The organism is Myxococcales bacterium (assembly GCA_016706225.1).
Lineage (GTDB): Bacteria > Myxococcota_A > Polyangia > Polyangiales > Polyangiaceae > JADJKB01.
This window is the reverse complement of record JADJKB010000008.1, coordinates 220489-236407: the sequence shown is the minus strand read 5'-3', so window position 1 is coordinate 236407 and position 15919 is coordinate 220489. Positions and strand designations below refer to the sequence as shown.

The following is a 15919-nucleotide window of genomic DNA, read 5'->3' as shown; positions in this document are numbered from 1 at the left end:
GTGTCCGCGCTGAAAGGTCACGACGACGCCCCGGGCGTCGGAGGCGGGTCCTCTCCCAGCACCACGTTGTCGATCAGGCGCGCCGGGCCACAGAAGACCGCCAGCGCCAGCAGCGCCCGCTCACCAGCAAGCGCATCGTCCGCGATGGGAGAGAGCTGCTCTGGATCGGCCAAGGTCACGTAGTCCGGCCTGAGCCCCGCGGCGACGATGGCCTCCTCCACCGGCTTGCGCAGCCGCGACACGCTGCGCTCGCCCGCCGCGAATCGCCGCACCGCCTGGCTGAGGGAAGCCGACAGCACGACCGCTCGCTGGCGATCGTCAGCCGACAGGTACGCGTTGCGCGACGAGCGCGCGAGTCCGTCCGGCTCCCGCACCGTAGCGTGCCCGACGATCTCCACGGGCAGGAGCAGATCCCGGGTCATGCGCTCGATTACCTTCAGCTGTTGGTAGTCCTTGCGCCCGAACACCGCGACACACGGCCCCGCCACGGCGAAGAGCTTCGCGACGATGGTCGTCACGCCCTCGAAGTGCCCGGGCCGCGAGCTCCCGCACAGGTGATCGGTGAGCGAGTCGACCCGCACGCGCGTCTTTTCTCCGCCGGGGTACATCTCGGACACGTCCGGCGCAAAGACCACCGATGCGCCGGCGGACGCGCATTTCTCGAGATCCAAGGCCAGCGTGCGCGGGTACTTCGAGAAGTCCTCCTTGGGCCCGAACTGGGTTGGGTTGACGAAGATCGTCACCGCTACCTCGTCCGAACGCCGGCCGGCCTCCCGCACGAGGGCGAGATGCCCATCGTGCAGCGCACCCATGGTTGGCACGAGCCCGAGTCGGCGACCCTGGCCGCGGACGTGGTCGCAGTGCGCGCGAAACTCGGCGACGGTTCGGCGGATCTCGGGAGGCATCGGGAGCGCGGATTCATGCACAGCTTCGACGCGGCGGCCATGACCATGATCGGGTGCGCACGCGCCCCGCTGGCTGCGCGCGTCCCGGCAGAACGCCGCAGAAAACGCCGGAGCTTGTCGAGCTCACCCTCGATGTGGTCCCTTACTGTGATGCGGCACATCTCGATGGGGCTCGTCGCGCTGCTGGTTTCTTTTGGCGCCAGCGGCTGCGGTGACGATGGGGGAAGCGACGGCAAGCCCGGCAGCGGCGGCAGTAGCGGCGGCGGAAGTGGCGGCAAAGGCAGCGGCGGCGCCAACACCGGCGGAAGCGGCGGCGCGAGCGGAAGCGGCGGTGCGAGTGGAAGCGGCGGCGCGGGCGGAAGCGGCGGCGCGAGCGGAAGTGGCGGCGCGAGCGGAAGTGGCGGCGCGAGCGGAAGTGGCGGCGCGAGCGGAAGTGGCGGCGCGAGTGGAGGCGGCGGCGCCAACACCGGCGGCACTGGCGGCGCGAATACCGACATTCCCGGCGGCGGAACGATCCTGTTTCAAGAGAAGTTCGCTGACGAAAACTTCACCGCGCGCGGCTGGTACGACGGTTCGAAAGGCACGATCAGCGCGACCGAGCACGCGCCTGGCAGCACCAGCTCGTTCGAGTGTGCGTTCGCCAAGGGTGCGACGACGTGCACCGCGGGCAAACCCGCGCGCCACAAGCTCACCGCCAGCCCGACGGTCTACGCGAGCTTCTGGCTCAAGTTCGGCCAGAACTGGCAAGGCTCTGGCAAGGCCTATCACCCGCACATGTTCCACTTCATCAACGACCTGGATGATCAGTGGGTCGGGCCTTCGCACACCTACCTCACGACCTACATGGAGGTCGTTCAGGGCAAGGCGCTCCTGGCGTTGCAAGACAGCAAGAACGTCGACCTCGGTTGCATCCTGAAGAACGACGACAGCTTCAACGGCTGCAGCGGCAGCTTCTCGACCTATCCCTTCACCGAGAACCGCTCGGTGTGTGCGTGCAACGGCCTCCTGGGAGAGCTCCAAGGCCGAGACTGCTTCTCGAACGGCAATGGCACCTGGTACAGCTCACGCAGCTGGTCGAGCCCCAACGCCTTCGTGGACGCGGCGGGGCCGAACCTGAAGAGCGACTGGCACTTCGTCGAGGTCTACTTCGCGATGAACTCCATCGTGGGTGGCAAGGGAGTCGCCGACGGCAAGATCCGCTGGGTTCAGGACGGGGTGACGTTGATCAAATCCGACAAGATCTTGATGCGCACGAACGCCCACCCCACCCTCGCCTTCAACCAGTTCGCCGTCCTGCCGTACATCGGCGACGGTTCGCCCGTCGCGCAGTCGTTCTGGGTCGACGACCTGACCGTCGCGACCGCCAAACCCTAACGAGCCTGAATCCTCCGGAGAACAGCATGCAGATCCGCGCCGCAGTCGCCCGCGCAGCTGGCCAACCCCTCAGCATCGAGAGCGTCGAGCTCGACGGCCCACGCGCCGGCGAGGTCCTGATCGAGCTCAAGGCAACCGGTGTCTGTCACACCGACGAGTACACCCTCAGCGGCAAGGACTCCGAGGGGATCTTCCCGAGCATCCTCGGCCACGAGGGCGCGGGTGTCGTGCTCGAGGTCGGGGCCGGCGTGCACAGCGTGCGCCCCGGCGACCACGTGATCCCGCTCTACACCCCCGAGTGTCGCCAGTGTGAGTACTGCCTGAATCCCAAGACCAACTTGTGCCAGGCCATCCGCGCGACCCAAGGCAAGGGTCTGATGCCGGACGGCACGAGTCGGTTTTCCTCGGGCGGCCAGCCGCTCTATCACTACATGGGCACGAGCACGTTCGCGAGCCACACGGTGCTGCCGGAGATCGCGGTGGCGAAGATCCGGAGCGACGCGCCCTTCGACAAGGTCTGTTACATCGGCTGCGGTGTCACCACCGGCATCGGCGCCGTGATCCACACGGCCAAGGTCGAACCCGGGTCGAAGGTGGTGGTCTTCGGCCTCGGCGGCATCGGCCTCAATGTCGTGCAGGGCGCTCGCCTGGTCGGCGCCGACATGATCGTAGGCGTCGACATCAACCCGGCCCGGCGTGCGGTCGCCGAAAAGTTCGGCATGACCCACTTCGTCAATCCGAAGGAGCTCGGCAGCGATCTGGTAGCGCACCTGGTGAACCTCACTGGCGGCGGCGCGGACTACAGCTTCGAGTGCGTGGGAGACGTGAACTTGATGCGGCAGGCGCTCGAGTGCTGTCACAAGGGCTGGGGTGAGTCGATCATCATCGGGGTAGCGCCTGCGGGCACGGAGATCTGCACGCGACCCTTCCAGCTCGTGACCGGCCGTGTCTGGCGCGGCAGCGCGTTCGGCGGAGCCCGCGGCCGCACCGACGTGCCCAAGATCGTCGACTGGTACATGGACGGCAAGATCGACATCGACAGCCTGATCACCCACACCCTGCCCCTCGACCGCATCAACGAAGCGTTCGAGCTGATGCACGCCGGCACGAGCATCCGTACGGTCGTCACCTACTGAGGGCGTGTCACAGCGCTCGCGCTTGACAGAGCCCGAGGCCTCGGCGCTACTCGGCCCATGAGCGTGATCGAGCGGGGCGCGCGCGCACTGGTGCACGTCACGGGGGCGATGCTGGCGCTGCGGCGTGCTCAAGCCCGGTTGGAAGGGCGCAGGGCGCCCGCGCCGCGCGCCTCGACGCCGGCATCGACCACCGGTCGCAACGTGTTGTTCATCACCGTGGATCAACAGCGCTACGACGCGCTCGGGGTGAACGGCGGTCGCGTCGCGAAGACGCCGACGCTCGACGCTCTGGCCCGGAGCGGCATCAACTACCGTCGAGCGCATGTGCAAAACGTCGTGTGCATGCCGTCGCGAGCCACGATGTTGACCGGGCAGCATCCGCGCACACATGGCGTCGTGGCCAACGGCATCCGGCTGCCGGACGACGCACCCAGCGTCGCCGAGGCCCTGGCGCGCGCCGGGTATCGCACCGCGCTGATCGGCAAGGCCCACTTCGATCCGCATCTCGATCCGACCCTGCGCTACACCGAGAATCAGCTGGCCGCCCGTCCGCACTCGGGCCGCTGGCACGGCTTCGAGCATCTCGAGCTAGCCACCCACGGGCCCATCGGCGGCCACCACTACGCGGACTTCATTCGGCGCCAGCACCCGGAGATGGTCGCGGGGTTTTCGTCGGTGCTGACCGGCATGGGCGGCGGCGACACCGGTGCGCCCGAGGTGGCCCACAATCCCATCCCGCGGGAGCTGTACCACACCGACTGGGTGGCGGAGCGCACGCTGGCGTGGCTGCGCGAGCGTACACGCACGCCCGAGCAGCGCTGGTTCTGCTGGATGAGCTTCCCGGATCCGCACCATCCCTTCGATCCGCCGCTGTCGGAGGTGAGGCGGCGCATCGACTGGCGCGACCTGGCGCTACCGCCGGGGCGCCCGGCGCGCGCTGACATCGAGCGTGTGCTGGCCAAGAAGCCCGCCCACTGGCGCATGTGGTGGCAGGGTCGCTTCACGAATCCCGAGGGCGGCCCGACGGCATTTCGCCCGGGCGCATTGAGTGACGACGCCCTGCGCGAGATGCACGCGATGATCCACGTCGAGAACGAGCTGATCGACGACGCCGTGAAGCGAGTGCTCTGCCTCTTGGTCGAGAGCGGCGTCGACGAAAACACCGACATCTTCTACACCTCGGATCACGGCGAGCTGCAGGGGGACTTGGGGTTGTTCTTCAAGGGGCCCTATCACGTCACGTCCTTGCTCCACATCCCGCTGTTCTGGCGCCCGGCGCCGTCGCTGGGCATCTCCCCCGCGGAGATCACCGAGCCCGTGGGACACGTCGATCTGGCGCCGACCTTCGCCGAGGTAGCGGGCCTCGGCACGCTCGACTGGATGCAGGGTGCGACGCTGCCGCAGACCTCCGGCTCGAAGCGCGAGCGGGTGATCACCACGTTCGACAGTCAGTTTGCCCGCGTGGGCATGCACCTCGAGACGATCTATCGGGACGGGCAGCTGTGCACCCGTTACCTGCCGAGCACCCGAGACCAGGGCGGCAAGTTCTCACTGTACTGGCCGATCTGGGGTCGTGGCTGCGAGATCCCGCGCTTCGACGGCAGCGAAGGTGAGCTCTACGATCTGAACGCCGATCCTCATCAGTTCGAAAATCGCTTCGGCGAGCCCGAGTATCGGGCGCGGCGCGACGAGCTCCTGGCGGACTTGCGCGAGCACCTGCCCCCCGCCCGGCGCGAGCCGCTGCCCGTCGCGGCGCCGACCTGACGTGTTTCGCCCTCTCCGGCGAAACACGAGTCAGAGCACCGGCAACAGCAGCCGCGAGCCCCCACGCTCGATTCGCCAGGTCACGCGTGCCGGGCCAGGAGTCGTGAAATGGTCGACGTCCGCCGCGCCCAGACACAGGCGCAGACGCGAGCCGCGGGCAAAACGAAACGCCAAGGGCAGGAGCTCGATCACGTGTTCGAGTCGCTCTCCGACCGCAGCGACCAGCGCATCGCGACGCAGGAAGGTCGCGTTCACTCGCGGGGGCTCCCCTCCCCCTCGACGGGGGCGGCCCGCGGGTCCCCGGGCGGCCCCCCTCCGCCCCCCCCCCCCCCGCCCCGCCCGCCGGCGGCCCCCCCGCCCCCCCCCCCCGCGGAGACCCCCCCCGCCCCGCCGTCCCCGCCTGCCCCCCCCCGCCCCCCGCTCGCGCGGCCGCCCCCCCCCCGGCGTGCCCCCCGCCCGCCCCGCGCCCCCCCGGGCGCGCCCGTCCCCGCGCCCCTCCCCCCTCGCCCCCTCCGCGGCCGCCCCCGCCAAAGCCGGGGGCCCGCCCCGGCCGGCGCCTCCGCCCCCCGCCCCCCCGTGCCGCGCCGCCGTCCGCCGCCCCCCCCCCCCCCGCGGGGGGGCACAAGCCCCCGCTCGGCGGCGCAACCACCGCCCTTGGGGCCGCCCCGGCCGGGCCCTCCGGGGCGGGATCGGGGGCGGGCGCGGGGGGGGGCCCCCCGTCGCCCCGCCCCCCCGCGCCCTCGGCTGCCCGCCCCCCCCCGTGACCCTGCCCCTCCGTTTAGCGGCCCGCCCCCCCTCGCTCCCCCCCCCAGGGGGGGCCCCTTCTCCTTCCCCGGTTGGGGGGGGGGGGTGCTCTCTTTTCCGTTCCCGAGCGTTCTCGGGGCCCGCCCCCCCCCGCCCGCCCCTCCTTTTCCCCCCGCGGGGGGGCGCAGCGCCGCGGGGGGCCCCGCCGGGCCGTCCCCTCCGCGCGGGCGGCCCGCCCCCCCCGGCGGGGGCGGGCGCGCCGGGGCTCCCAGCCCCCGCGCGCCGCCCCCGCGCGCCCCCCCGGCGGGGCCCTTCTCTCCTCCCGGGCCCCCCCGGGGCCCTCGGCTCCCGCGCCCCCGGGGTTTGCGCCCGGGGGCGCTTCTCCTTTTTGTGCCCCGGCGGGGGGGGCCCCCCTCTGTGGCCCCCCCCGCGCCCGCCGGGCCCCCGCCGGCCCGGGGGCCGGCCCCGGGGCGGCGGCCCGCCCGGCCCGCCCCCCCGGCGCCGCGTGGGCGCCGTCGCCGGCGCCCCCGCGCCTGCGTCGGCCCCGCCCCGGCGCCGCCCCCCCGCCGCGCGCGCGCCCCTCTCCTCGACGAGCTCCCCCGTCGCGGCGCCGGGCGCCGCCCCGCCCGTTTTCCCCCCCCCCCCCCCGCCCCAACGGCCCCGGGCCCCGCCCCCCCCCCGGGGCCCCCCGAGGGAACAGCCGGCGCATCGAGCCGTTCATCGGATCGAGCGTCAGCTCATCGAGCAGCGGCCTGAGCGGAGGCGCCACGCGAAAGCGCCGAAAGTAGCGGGTCTGACGCAGAATCGTCGGGATGCGCTCACCACCCAGCCCGCGCGGGAGGCAGACATCGATGGCGATCCGCGTGGCATCGCGCATCTCGAGATAGAACGAGCGCCGCTCGTACGCGCCAAACAGCGCCGGGCGCTGCCGGAGGTACTCGGCGTGACTCGGATCGGCGTCGCGGGATGGCCGCATGCGAGCCTCAGTCTTCTGTCGGGCCGTAACCGGGCGGCTCCGAGACCACCACCGGGCGTGCACCGGTCGCCTCGCCTGTCGCGTGCGATTTGCCCATCCCGAAGCTGTGAGCCGGGCTCGGAAACGCGCCGGATCGAACCTCGGCCACGTAGTCACGCATCGCTGCCACCACCGCGTCACCGAGCTCCGCGAAGCGCTTGACGAACTTCGGTTGCACGTCCTGGTACATGCCGAGGAAGTCGTAACAGACGAGGACCTGCCCATCACAGTCCGGCCCCGCGCCGATCCCGATCGTGGGAATGCCGACCGCTTCGGTGATGCGCCGCGCGACCGGAGCCGGCAGCCCTTCGAGCACGATGGAGTAAGCACCCGCCTGTTCGAGCGCCTTTGCGTCGGCGAGCACACCCGCCGCAGCGTCTTCACCTTTGCCCTGAACGCGGAACCCTCCCATCGCGTGGACCGACTGCGGCAAGAGCCCGACGTGACCCATCACGGGGATGCCCGCTTCGACGATCCGCCGCACCTGCTCCGCCACCACCGCACCGCCCTCGAGCTTCACCGCCTCGAAGCCACCGGTCTTGAGCATCAGCCCGGCGTTCTCCAGTGCTTTCTCCGGCGACACTTGAAAGCTCATGAACGGCATGTCGCCGACCAGGTGCGCGCGCCGAACCGCCCGGGCCACCGCGCGGCCGTGGTAACAAATCTCCTCGACCGTCACACCCAGCGTGTTGCTGTGCCCTTGCACCACCATGCCGAGTGAGTCGCCCACTAGAAGGATGTCGGCGCCGCCCTCGTCGAGCAGTCGTCCAAGGGTGGCGTCGTAGGCGGTGACCATCGCGATCTTCGGCCCCGCGCCCTTGCGGGCGCGCAGGATGGGGACCGTGACCTTGTCGGGGGGTTTCATGGCGGCGGCGGCAGCCTAACGCCGCGCCGACGAGGGCGGGCCCAACTCGGCGCAATGGCGCAAAAACCCCTGCAAACGGCCATCGGCCAGAAGGCCGATCGAGCCGCGGGACGCTTGTCCCCTCCTCGTGCGTAGAAAGAATCGGGGGAAGACCCCAGAATAGGACCTCATGGCCTCAGCCGAACCCGACCTCGGCCGCTTTCAGCGGCTGTTCCAGCGCTGGGCACGCCGCGTACGAATCAGGCTCGCGGCCCGCTCGATGCTCACCGGTCTCGCGATCGGCTCGCTCCTGTCCGCGGTCGTTGCCGCCGGACTGTGGTGGCAACGTTTTGGTTCGTTCCGGCCACTCGCCGCCGCCCTCGGCCTCGTGGGTGTGCTCGCCGCGCTCTTGGTCACGAATCGCCGGCGCTGGAGTGACACCGACGTCGCGCTCTATCTCGACGCGCGCCTCGAGTCGAAGGAGGCGATCAGCACCGCCCTCGAGCTGCGCGCCGGCGCTGAGTCCGCCGACGAAGCGCGGGCCGTGGTGCTCGGCGACGCGGCGAACGCCCTCGATCGCGGTGATCCAAAACGCGCGCGCCCCCGCGTGCTCGGTTGGATCCACGCCCTGGCTCCGCTCGGCGCTGGCGCGCTGGTCTTTTTGTGTTTGATCCCCCTACCGCCAGCCCCCCCTGCCCCACCACCCCCGCCCGGTTCGTCGTTGATCAAGCTCGCGGATCTGAAAGGGCTCGAGAAGATCGAGAACCTCGAGCGGCTCGACGCGCGCAGCGCTGAACAGCGCGAACGCTTGAAGCAAATCGCGGAGGAGGCCAAGAAGCTGCGCGCCGATCTGGGCAAGGGCATGGAGAAGCGCGAGGCCCAAGCCAAGATCGCCAAGCTGCGAGATGACGTCGCGGCGGAGCGACTGAAGCTCGGTGATCAAAAGAACCGCCCGGGTCTGGAGGCCGCGGTCGGGAAGCTCGCCGAGAACAAGAGCACGAAGGACGCCGCCAAGGCCCTGGGCGACGGCGATCTGGTCGAGTTCGACAGGAAGATGCAGGAGCTCGCCAACCGAGCCGAAAAAGAGGATCGCGAGCTGGCCAAGCAGGCGCTGAAAGAGGCGGAGAAGGCCGCTCGCGAGAAGGGGTCGGAAGATCTAGCCAAGGCCCTCGAGGAGCAGCAGAAGCTGTTCGACAAACGCGAGGCCAAGGCCGAGGCGTTGCGCGAGCTGGGCAAGGCCATGCGCGGCAAGCTGAGTGAACAGGCACAAAAGGATCTGGAAGAGTTCGGGCAAAGCGGCAGCCCCGAGGCTCAGAAGCGCCTGGCGGAGTCCCTGGAGAAGGCCCTCGAGGGCATGAGCGACGACGAGCGCAAGCGCCTCGCGGAGCGCCTGAGCAAACAGCTCGAAGAACAACAGGGCGGCAACCCGATGAGCAAGGACCAGATCGAAGATCTGGCAAAACGACTCGGCACGCCGGAGGGACGCAAACAACTCGAGGAGCAGCTCAAGGAGCTGGCGAAACCCGACGCGAGCAAAGAGGGCGAGCGAGAGAAGGGACTCGGCGACGCGGATCGCGGTGGCGCCGAGGCCGAACGCGGGCTCGGCGGAATGACGCCGGTGCCGACCGAGGGCGAGGGCGGACAAGGCCTCGGCAAAGGCGACAAGGCCGGCAAGGGCGACAAGGGCGGACCGGGCAAAGGCGACAAGGCCGGCAAGGGCGGACCGGGCAGCCACAAGGACGAAGGCACCGGCGACCACGCGGGCAACACCGCCAAGCTGGAGGCAAAGGGACTGCGCTCGAAGGCCGGCGCCAAGCTCAATCCCGGTGCACCGATGCAGGGCACGACGCTCGGCCGGGCGCCGGCGCGTCCGGGTGAGACCGCAAACCAAGCTGGCACCGGCGCCCTCGGCCAGGCTGGGCCCTCGGAGCTCGGCGGCGTCGAGGGTTCGGAAGTTCCGGAGGAATACCGCGAGCAAGTCGGCCGATATTTCCAGCCGTAGGGCTCGACACGAGGGGACGTCCGCGGCGAATCCGACTAGCCTTCAGTCCCGGCCATGACAGACCCGATCCAGAGCTTCGAGGCGCGCCTCGCCCAAGCCCGCGAGGCATCCACTCGGCTGCGCGAGGCCATCGGCACCGTGATCGTCGGCCAGAATGCGGTCGTCGACCAGGTGCTCTGGGGCCTGATCGCGGGCGGTCACGTCCTGCTCGAGGGCGCGCCGGGGCTGGGCAAGACCTTGCTCGTTCGCACCCTCGCCTCGAGCTTGGAGCTCGATTTTTCGCGCATCCAGTTCACGCCGGATCTGATGCCAAGCGACGTGACGGGGACCAACGTGCTGGTGATGGACTCGACGGGAGGCGCCACCGGACGCTTCGAGCTGCACCGGGGACCGATCTTCGGTCAGGTGATCTTGGCCGACGAGATCAACCGCGCGACCCCCAAGACTCAGAGCGCGCTGCTCGAAGCGATGCAAGAGCACGCCGTCACCATCGCAGGCACACGGCATGTGCTGGACCAGCCGTTCTTCGTCCTTGCTACCGAGAACCCCATCGAGATGGAGGGCACCTACCCGCTGCCCGAGGCGCAGCTCGATCGCTTCTTGCTCAAGGTCCTGGTCCCGAACCCTTCCGAGGACGAGATGACCTCGATCCTGGCCCGCACGACGGGCCACCAGGTCGAGCCGCCGAGGAGTGTGCTGCACCGAGACGAGGTGTTGTCGCTTCGGGCCCTGTGCCGCGACATCGCCGTGGCGGAGCCGGTGCTGCGCTACGCTGCTCGCTTCGTCGCCGCGAGTGTGCCGGACGCGCCCGCCGCGCCGGAGATCGTCAAGCGGGGCTTGCGCTACGGCGCCGGCGTGCGCGGTGGTCAGTCCTTGGTGCTCGCCGCCAAGTCGCTCGCGTTGCTCGAGGGGCGCGCTCAGGTCGCGTTCACCGACATTCAGCGCGTTGCGCCACCGGTGCTTCGTCACCGCATGATCCTGAGCTTCGAAGGCGAAGCCGACGGCGTCACGACGGATCAAATCGTGGAAGAGCTGACGCGTTGTGTCCCCACACGGCCCGGTGCGGTCGAGCAGGCCGTGCAAGGCAGTCGATGACGCTCCGCTCGGTTCGCGCACTTCTGTGCTGGGTCGCGCTGCTCTTCTCGACCCTGACTGCACATGCCCAGGCGCCGACCGCATCCGGCGAGCCCCCCGGCCCCACGCTCGCTCCCGCGCTCTTGCTCGACGCCGTTCCGCTACTCGGACCCGGGTCACCCGCTGGCGAACGCTGGCTGACCACCGTGGTCCGCATCGTCAACAACACGGATCAGCAAATCGAGGGTCATGTCGAGCTGACGAGCGAGCTCGCGTGGAGCCGCGCCGAACAACGCCTGCGGACCCGCGCTCCGTTTGCCATCGCAGGCAAGGCGCGGGTCACGCTCCAGCTTCCGACCCACGGTTTCATGGGGACGCCACCCCAGCTTCGGCTCAAGGCGTTCGACACCAAGGGTGCGGTGCTCGGGTTCGTCGACCTGCCGGATCCGCGCCCCCTCGAGCCCACGCTGCTCGATCTGACCCTGCCGACCCGAATTGGACCGGGCGTGCGCGGCATGCACATCGCCGCACAACACACCTCGAGCCTGCGTTCGGGTTACGGCTCGAGCTCGCCGACCCTCGGCGTTTCGTCGCCGCAGGTCAATGGCGCAACGGGAGAGCCGATCTTGCCGGATCGGTCCGCGGGTTACGCCTCGGCCACCCTGGTCCTGTGCAAGAGCGACCAGCTCGCCGCGCTGCAGGGCTCCGAGCTCGACGCCCTCACCCACTGGGTGATCGGTGGCGGCTCGCTTGCCGTGGCCATCTCGCGCCCGGAAGATCTTCGCTCACCGAGCCTCGCTGCCATGGTCGGCGCGGTGATCCAGGCAACCGCGGCGCCGGCGCGGCTGGGCGCCGAGGCCGAGTTCGTCGTGCCCATGGACTCCGGCGGCAGCTACGGCTACGCGCCCCGCAACATCCTCAAGCGCGCGGCGCCGAGCGACGACGTCAAGGCCAAGCTCGTGGGCTACAGCGGCGGCAATCTTCACCCGAGCCCGTGGGGCGCTACGGCCAGCTACGGCCTCGGCGAGCTGACGCTGCTCGGCTTCGACGCGACGAGAGATCCGGCGGCGAGCGACGAGTGGGCCCGGTTCAAGATCGCCGAGCTGGTCCGCCACGCCTGGGATCGCCAGGTCTCCATCGCGCTGCCCCACGCAGCCACCGCCCTCGATACCGGCGCGGTCGACGGCATCCGCAAACAACTCGATCCGAACGAAGGCGCCCGCTGGGCCATCGTCGTCGCCCTCTTGCTGTTGATCGTCTACGCGATGCTGGCAGGGCCGCTGAATTTCTATCTCGCGTCGAAGAAGGGTCGACCGCTGCGCGCGCTCTGGCACTTGCCGATCTGGTCCGGCGCCACGATGGCCTCCATCGTCGTGCTCGGCGCCTTCGCCAAGGGGGTCACAGGACGCGCGCGCCACTTGTCGCTGATCGAGGTCGGCGCGGGCATGACCCGCGGCAGCATCACCCGCTTCCGAGGTTTCTACGCCTCGGCCGCCGAGCAGTTGCTGGTGCGTGCCTCGGATCGAGGCAACGTTCTCGACGTGGCCGGCGACGACGCCAGCGAGACCTCTCGCGAGTTGGTGGTCGACCGTGACGGCGCACGCCTGGAGAAGTTCCAGGCCAAACCCTGGCAGACGCTGATCGTGCGCGAGGACGGCTTCACCTCGTTGGGAGGCGGCGTGAGCCTGGTCGAGCGCGGCACGGACGTGGAGGTCAAGAACCGCACGGCCCGGGATCTGATCGGGGTGCTGGTCTGGCGCCCGGTCGAGGGTGTGAGTTATTTCCCCCGCATCAAGGACGGCGAGAGTGTGCTTGCGTCGGCAGGGCGCCCGTTGCCGAAGAAGATTGGCCGTCGCCGATTCCTCGGCACGCTCAACCTCAGAGATCTCGACGCCATCGAGTTTGCCCCCACCATCGAGTCGGACGTGAAGGGCGCGGGCGAGGCCTGGAAGGCCCTGGACGAGCTGATCGACAACAACGTCAACTGGTGGCCCGACGACGCACCGATCCTCATCGGGCAGCTCGAGGGCGGCGAAGGCAAGACGCGCGACTCGGGCCTCGCCATGGACATGGACCGCGTGCTGATCCGTGTGGTCGGGGTCGGGGGGGTTCCGTGACCTCGGCCAGCTTGATCGTTCCGGGACCGAGCGCGGGCGGCGGACTCTACGACCCGCCCGCGATTCGAGTGCGCCATCTGTGGCACCGCTACGGCTCGATGGACGTGCTCCGGGACGTGAGCTTCGAGGTGGGGCACGGCGAGATCTTCGGCTTCATCGGACCGAACGGCGCCGGCAAGACCACGACCATTCGCATCATGGCGACGTTGCTGGATCCAATGGCCGGTCGCGTGGAGATCGACGGCACCGACGTCTCGGTCGATCCCGACGAGGTGCGAAAAATCATCGGCTACATGCCGGACCACGCCGGGGTCTACGACCGCATCACGGTGCGCGAGTACCTGGAGTTCTTCTCCGACGCCTACCGCGTGGCCAACATCGGTGTCGTCGACGCGGTGATCGAGCTGACCGACCTCGGCAACCTGCAAGATCGCCTGGTCGCCGCCCTGAGCAAGGGCATGAAACAGCGCCTCGGGCTCGCCCGCATCTTGCTCCACGATCCCAAGATCTTGATCTTGGACGAACCGGCTAGCGACCTCGATCCCCGCGCGCGCATCGAGATCCGCGATCTGTTGCTGGAGCTCCGGGAGCTCGGCAAGACCATCTTCCTCTCGAGCCACATCCTCACCGAGCTCAGTGACGTGTGCACCTCCGTCGGCATCCTGGAACGCGGCAGGCTGGTCATCGCCGGGCCGATCGGGGAGATCGCCGAACGCCTGGAGGAGCAGCGGCGCGCCGGGGCCGTCGGTCTGAACCCCGGGGACGAGAGTGTGCCGCGGACGGTCCAGGCCTTCGTGCCAGCACCCGCGTCCGTCCGGGCTCCCATGCAAGGCGCAGCCGGCGAGGCGACCGATCCCGGCGCGAGCGCGGGCGCTCCAACCAGCGCCGACGCCGCGGCTCCTTTCCCGATGCCCGCCATCAACCAGCCGGTGATCACCGCCGGCGGCGCGGAGATCCCGTCCTCGACGCGCAAACGCCTGCGCCTGCGGGTGCTCGGCGACTCGCGCGCGGTCGTACCGCTGATCGCTGGAGGCACCGGGATCCTCGGGGTCGAACCCGGGCCAGGGGGCCTGCTCACGGTCTACTACGTCGGCAACGAGCGCTTCGTCGCAGACGTCGTACGCCACCTGGTCGCGAGCGGCGTTGGCATCGTCGGCGTCGAGCCCGAACGCAACGAGCTCGAGCGCATCTTCCTGGAAGTCACCAAGGGAGATCTGCAGTGAGCGCCCAGACTGGTCGTGCCGCGCTGGCGGACGCCCCGCCCTCGTCGCGACGCATCGACCGCGCCCGCATCCGCATGGAGCGGCTCCGCAACGATCCCAACCCGATCTGGATGCGCGAGATGCGGCAGGCGGCCCGCCTGGGTCGCACCCCGATCATCTTGGCGATCATCACCGGCCTGATGGCGCTCTTGATGTGCGCCGTGGGCGGCGTCGCAAGCGTGTCGACCGAGCCTGCGAAGGTCGGGGTGGCGCTGTTTCACACCTTCTTCTCCCTGGCCTTCGCCGTGGTCACCTGGATTGCGCCGGCCGTGGCCGCCAGCACCATCGCCAGCGAACGCGGGGGCCGCACCTGGGAGGCGCTGTCGCTCACGGGGCTCGGAGCGTCGACCATCGCCCAGGGGAAGTTCCTGGCCTCGGTCAGCTACATCTCGCTCTACATCGTGATGTTGGTCCCGGTCGGGGCGCTGCCCTTCTTGTTCGGCGGCGTGAGCGCCACCGAGGTCCTGGCCGCGTTTGCCCTGCTGTTTTGTTTTGGGGTGCTGTCGGTCGCCTTTGGGCTCAGCATCAGCTCGCAGTTCTCGAGCACCGCGGTGGCCATCGTGGTCACGCTGCTCATCGCCATCCCGCTCTCGCTGTTGATCTACCTCCTGGGTGGCGTGGCGTTGTCGGTCGCGGTGCACGATCTCTGGCCGGCCATCCCCCGGGGCGCGCCGGTCTGGTTGCCCACCGCCTACGTGCGCGCCGACTTCGGTCTCGAGTACCTGGCCTTCCTGGTTGTGGCACCGCTCGCCACCGTCGCGCTGCCGGCGTGGTTCCTCTACGAGATCACGGTCGCAAACATGGCGGGCGTCAGCGACGACCGGTCGAGCGGCGTACGCCGTTGGTTCCTGGTTGCAGCGCCGGTGTTTGCTGTCGCCAGCGTCGTGCCGGCCTTCACCGTCCCCACCGACAAGTGGGCCGCGGTCGCCATCGCGCTGTCGTTGACGTTCGTGTTCCTGATCGTGATGGCGTTCGTTTTCGCCGGTGAGCCCCTCGGTCCGTCCCGGCGTGTCCTGATCCACTGGGACCGGCAGAAGATCGGACCGGTCCGGCGTTACCTCGGGCCCGGGGTCACTCGCGCCGCGTCGCTCTTGATGTTCATGGGCACTGGCGCCCTGGCACTGCAAGTGGCCGTTGGCGTGGTGCTCGAGCTCCACGCCGGGGCGCCCGACGCTGAAGAGAACGCGCTGCGGGTCATCACGTTCGGCGGCTACCTGGCGGCCTACTGCCTGTTCCTCGCTGGCTTCGGCGCCTTCTCCCGCGCCCGCTCTTCCACGACCAGCGTGCCCCGCGCGCTGCTCGTGGCCGTGCTGTTCTTGACCACCGCCGGCCCGTGGTTGCTGATGGCCGTGGCGGGCGTGCTCACCGACGGCAGCGATAGCGCGTTCGTGTTCGCCTCCCCGTCCCCCACGTATGTATTCGTAATGCTCAAACAAATCGGCAGCACCTCGGTCGAGCGGGATCTGGTGCTGGCCGCGGGTGCGGCCTGCGCCGCCGGCTGGGCGCTGCTCGGCTTGGGCCTCTTCGGCGGCGCCGCCAGCCGCACGCGCAAGATCATTCGGGAGCATCAGAAGTCCCAGCGCGAGCTGGACGCCATGCTCGCGGCCGAGGATCAGTCCGCGAACCGTCAGGCCTCGGATGCGCCGCCCGCGGAAGCCGGCGACCGAGTGGAGGCTTGACCC

At 69.8% G+C, this 15919-nt stretch carries 11 protein-coding genes; 8 read left to right on the top strand and 3 right to left on the bottom strand.

Features of this window, described 5'->3' with window-relative positions; genetic code table 11:
* Positions 1-17: 17 nt before the first annotated feature.
* On the bottom strand, positions 18-905 hold the full coding sequence (locus IPI67_15085; protein MBK7581520.1) for a pantoate--beta-alanine ligase: 888 nt from the start codon (positions 903-905) through the stop codon (positions 18-20).
* Here IPI67_15085 and IPI67_15080 point away from each other — a divergent pair.
* The 3 genes from IPI67_15080 (at position 798) to IPI67_15070 (ending at position 5179) form a co-directional block, all read left to right on the top strand.
* Positions 798-2279: a hypothetical protein gene (locus IPI67_15080; protein ID MBK7581519.1), complete on the top strand. Its 1482-nt coding sequence runs from the start codon at positions 798-800 to the stop codon at positions 2277-2279. The two genes, IPI67_15085 and IPI67_15080, sit on opposite strands and share 108 nt — an antisense overlap.
* A 26-nt stretch (positions 2280-2305) precedes the next feature.
* Positions 2306-3415, top strand: a complete 1110-nt coding sequence (locus IPI67_15075) for an S-(hydroxymethyl)glutathione dehydrogenase/class III alcohol dehydrogenase (GenBank protein MBK7581518.1) — start codon at positions 2306-2308, stop codon at positions 3413-3415.
* Positions 3416-3523: 108 nt separating this feature from the next.
* Positions 3524-5179, top strand: a complete 1656-nt coding sequence (locus IPI67_15070) for a sulfatase-like hydrolase/transferase (protein ID MBK7581517.1) — start codon at positions 3524-3526, stop codon at positions 5177-5179.
* A 30-nt stretch (positions 5180-5209) separates the two neighbouring features.
* On the opposite strand, the gene IPI67_15065 is transcribed toward IPI67_15070, so the two are convergent.
* Positions 5210-5434 carry a hypothetical protein gene (locus IPI67_15065; GenBank protein ID MBK7581516.1) on the bottom strand — a complete coding sequence of 75 codons (225 nt, stop codon included), beginning with the start codon at positions 5432-5434 and terminating at the stop codon, positions 5210-5212.
* Positions 5435-6906: 1472 nt separating this feature from the next.
* Entirely contained in the window at positions 6907-7803 is an 897-nt protein-coding gene (gene panB, locus IPI67_15060; protein ID MBK7581515.1) for a 3-methyl-2-oxobutanoate hydroxymethyltransferase, read from the bottom strand.
* Between the two features lie 169 nt (positions 7804-7972).
* Between panB and IPI67_15055 the strand changes: the two genes are divergently transcribed.
* The 5 genes from IPI67_15055 (at position 7973) to IPI67_15035 (ending at position 15916) form a co-directional block, all read left to right on the top strand.
* Positions 7973-9784, top strand: a complete 1812-nt coding sequence (locus tag IPI67_15055) for a hypothetical protein (GenBank protein MBK7581514.1) — start codon at positions 7973-7975, stop codon at positions 9782-9784.
* A gap of 54 nt (positions 9785-9838) precedes the next feature.
* The gene (locus tag IPI67_15050; protein MBK7581513.1) at positions 9839-10879 is read left to right on the top strand and encodes an AAA family ATPase; all 1041 of its coding nucleotides are present in this window, start codon (positions 9839-9841) and stop codon (positions 10877-10879) included.
* A complete protein-coding gene (locus IPI67_15045) occupies positions 10876-12975 on the top strand; it encodes a hypothetical protein (GenBank protein ID MBK7581512.1) in 2100 nt (699 codons plus the stop codon). Before IPI67_15050 ends, IPI67_15045 begins: the two co-directional genes overlap by 4 nt.
* A gap of 98 nt (positions 12976-13073) precedes the next feature.
* Positions 13074-14198, top strand: coding sequence for an ATP-binding cassette domain-containing protein (locus tag IPI67_15040; protein ID MBK7581511.1), 1125 nt, complete (start codon positions 13074-13076; stop codon positions 14196-14198).
* A complete protein-coding gene (locus IPI67_15035; protein MBK7581510.1) occupies positions 14195-15916 on the top strand; it encodes an ABC transporter permease in 1722 nt (573 codons plus the stop codon). The genes IPI67_15040 and IPI67_15035 overlap by 4 nt, the downstream gene beginning before the upstream one ends.
* Positions 15917-15919 lie beyond the last annotated feature (3 nt).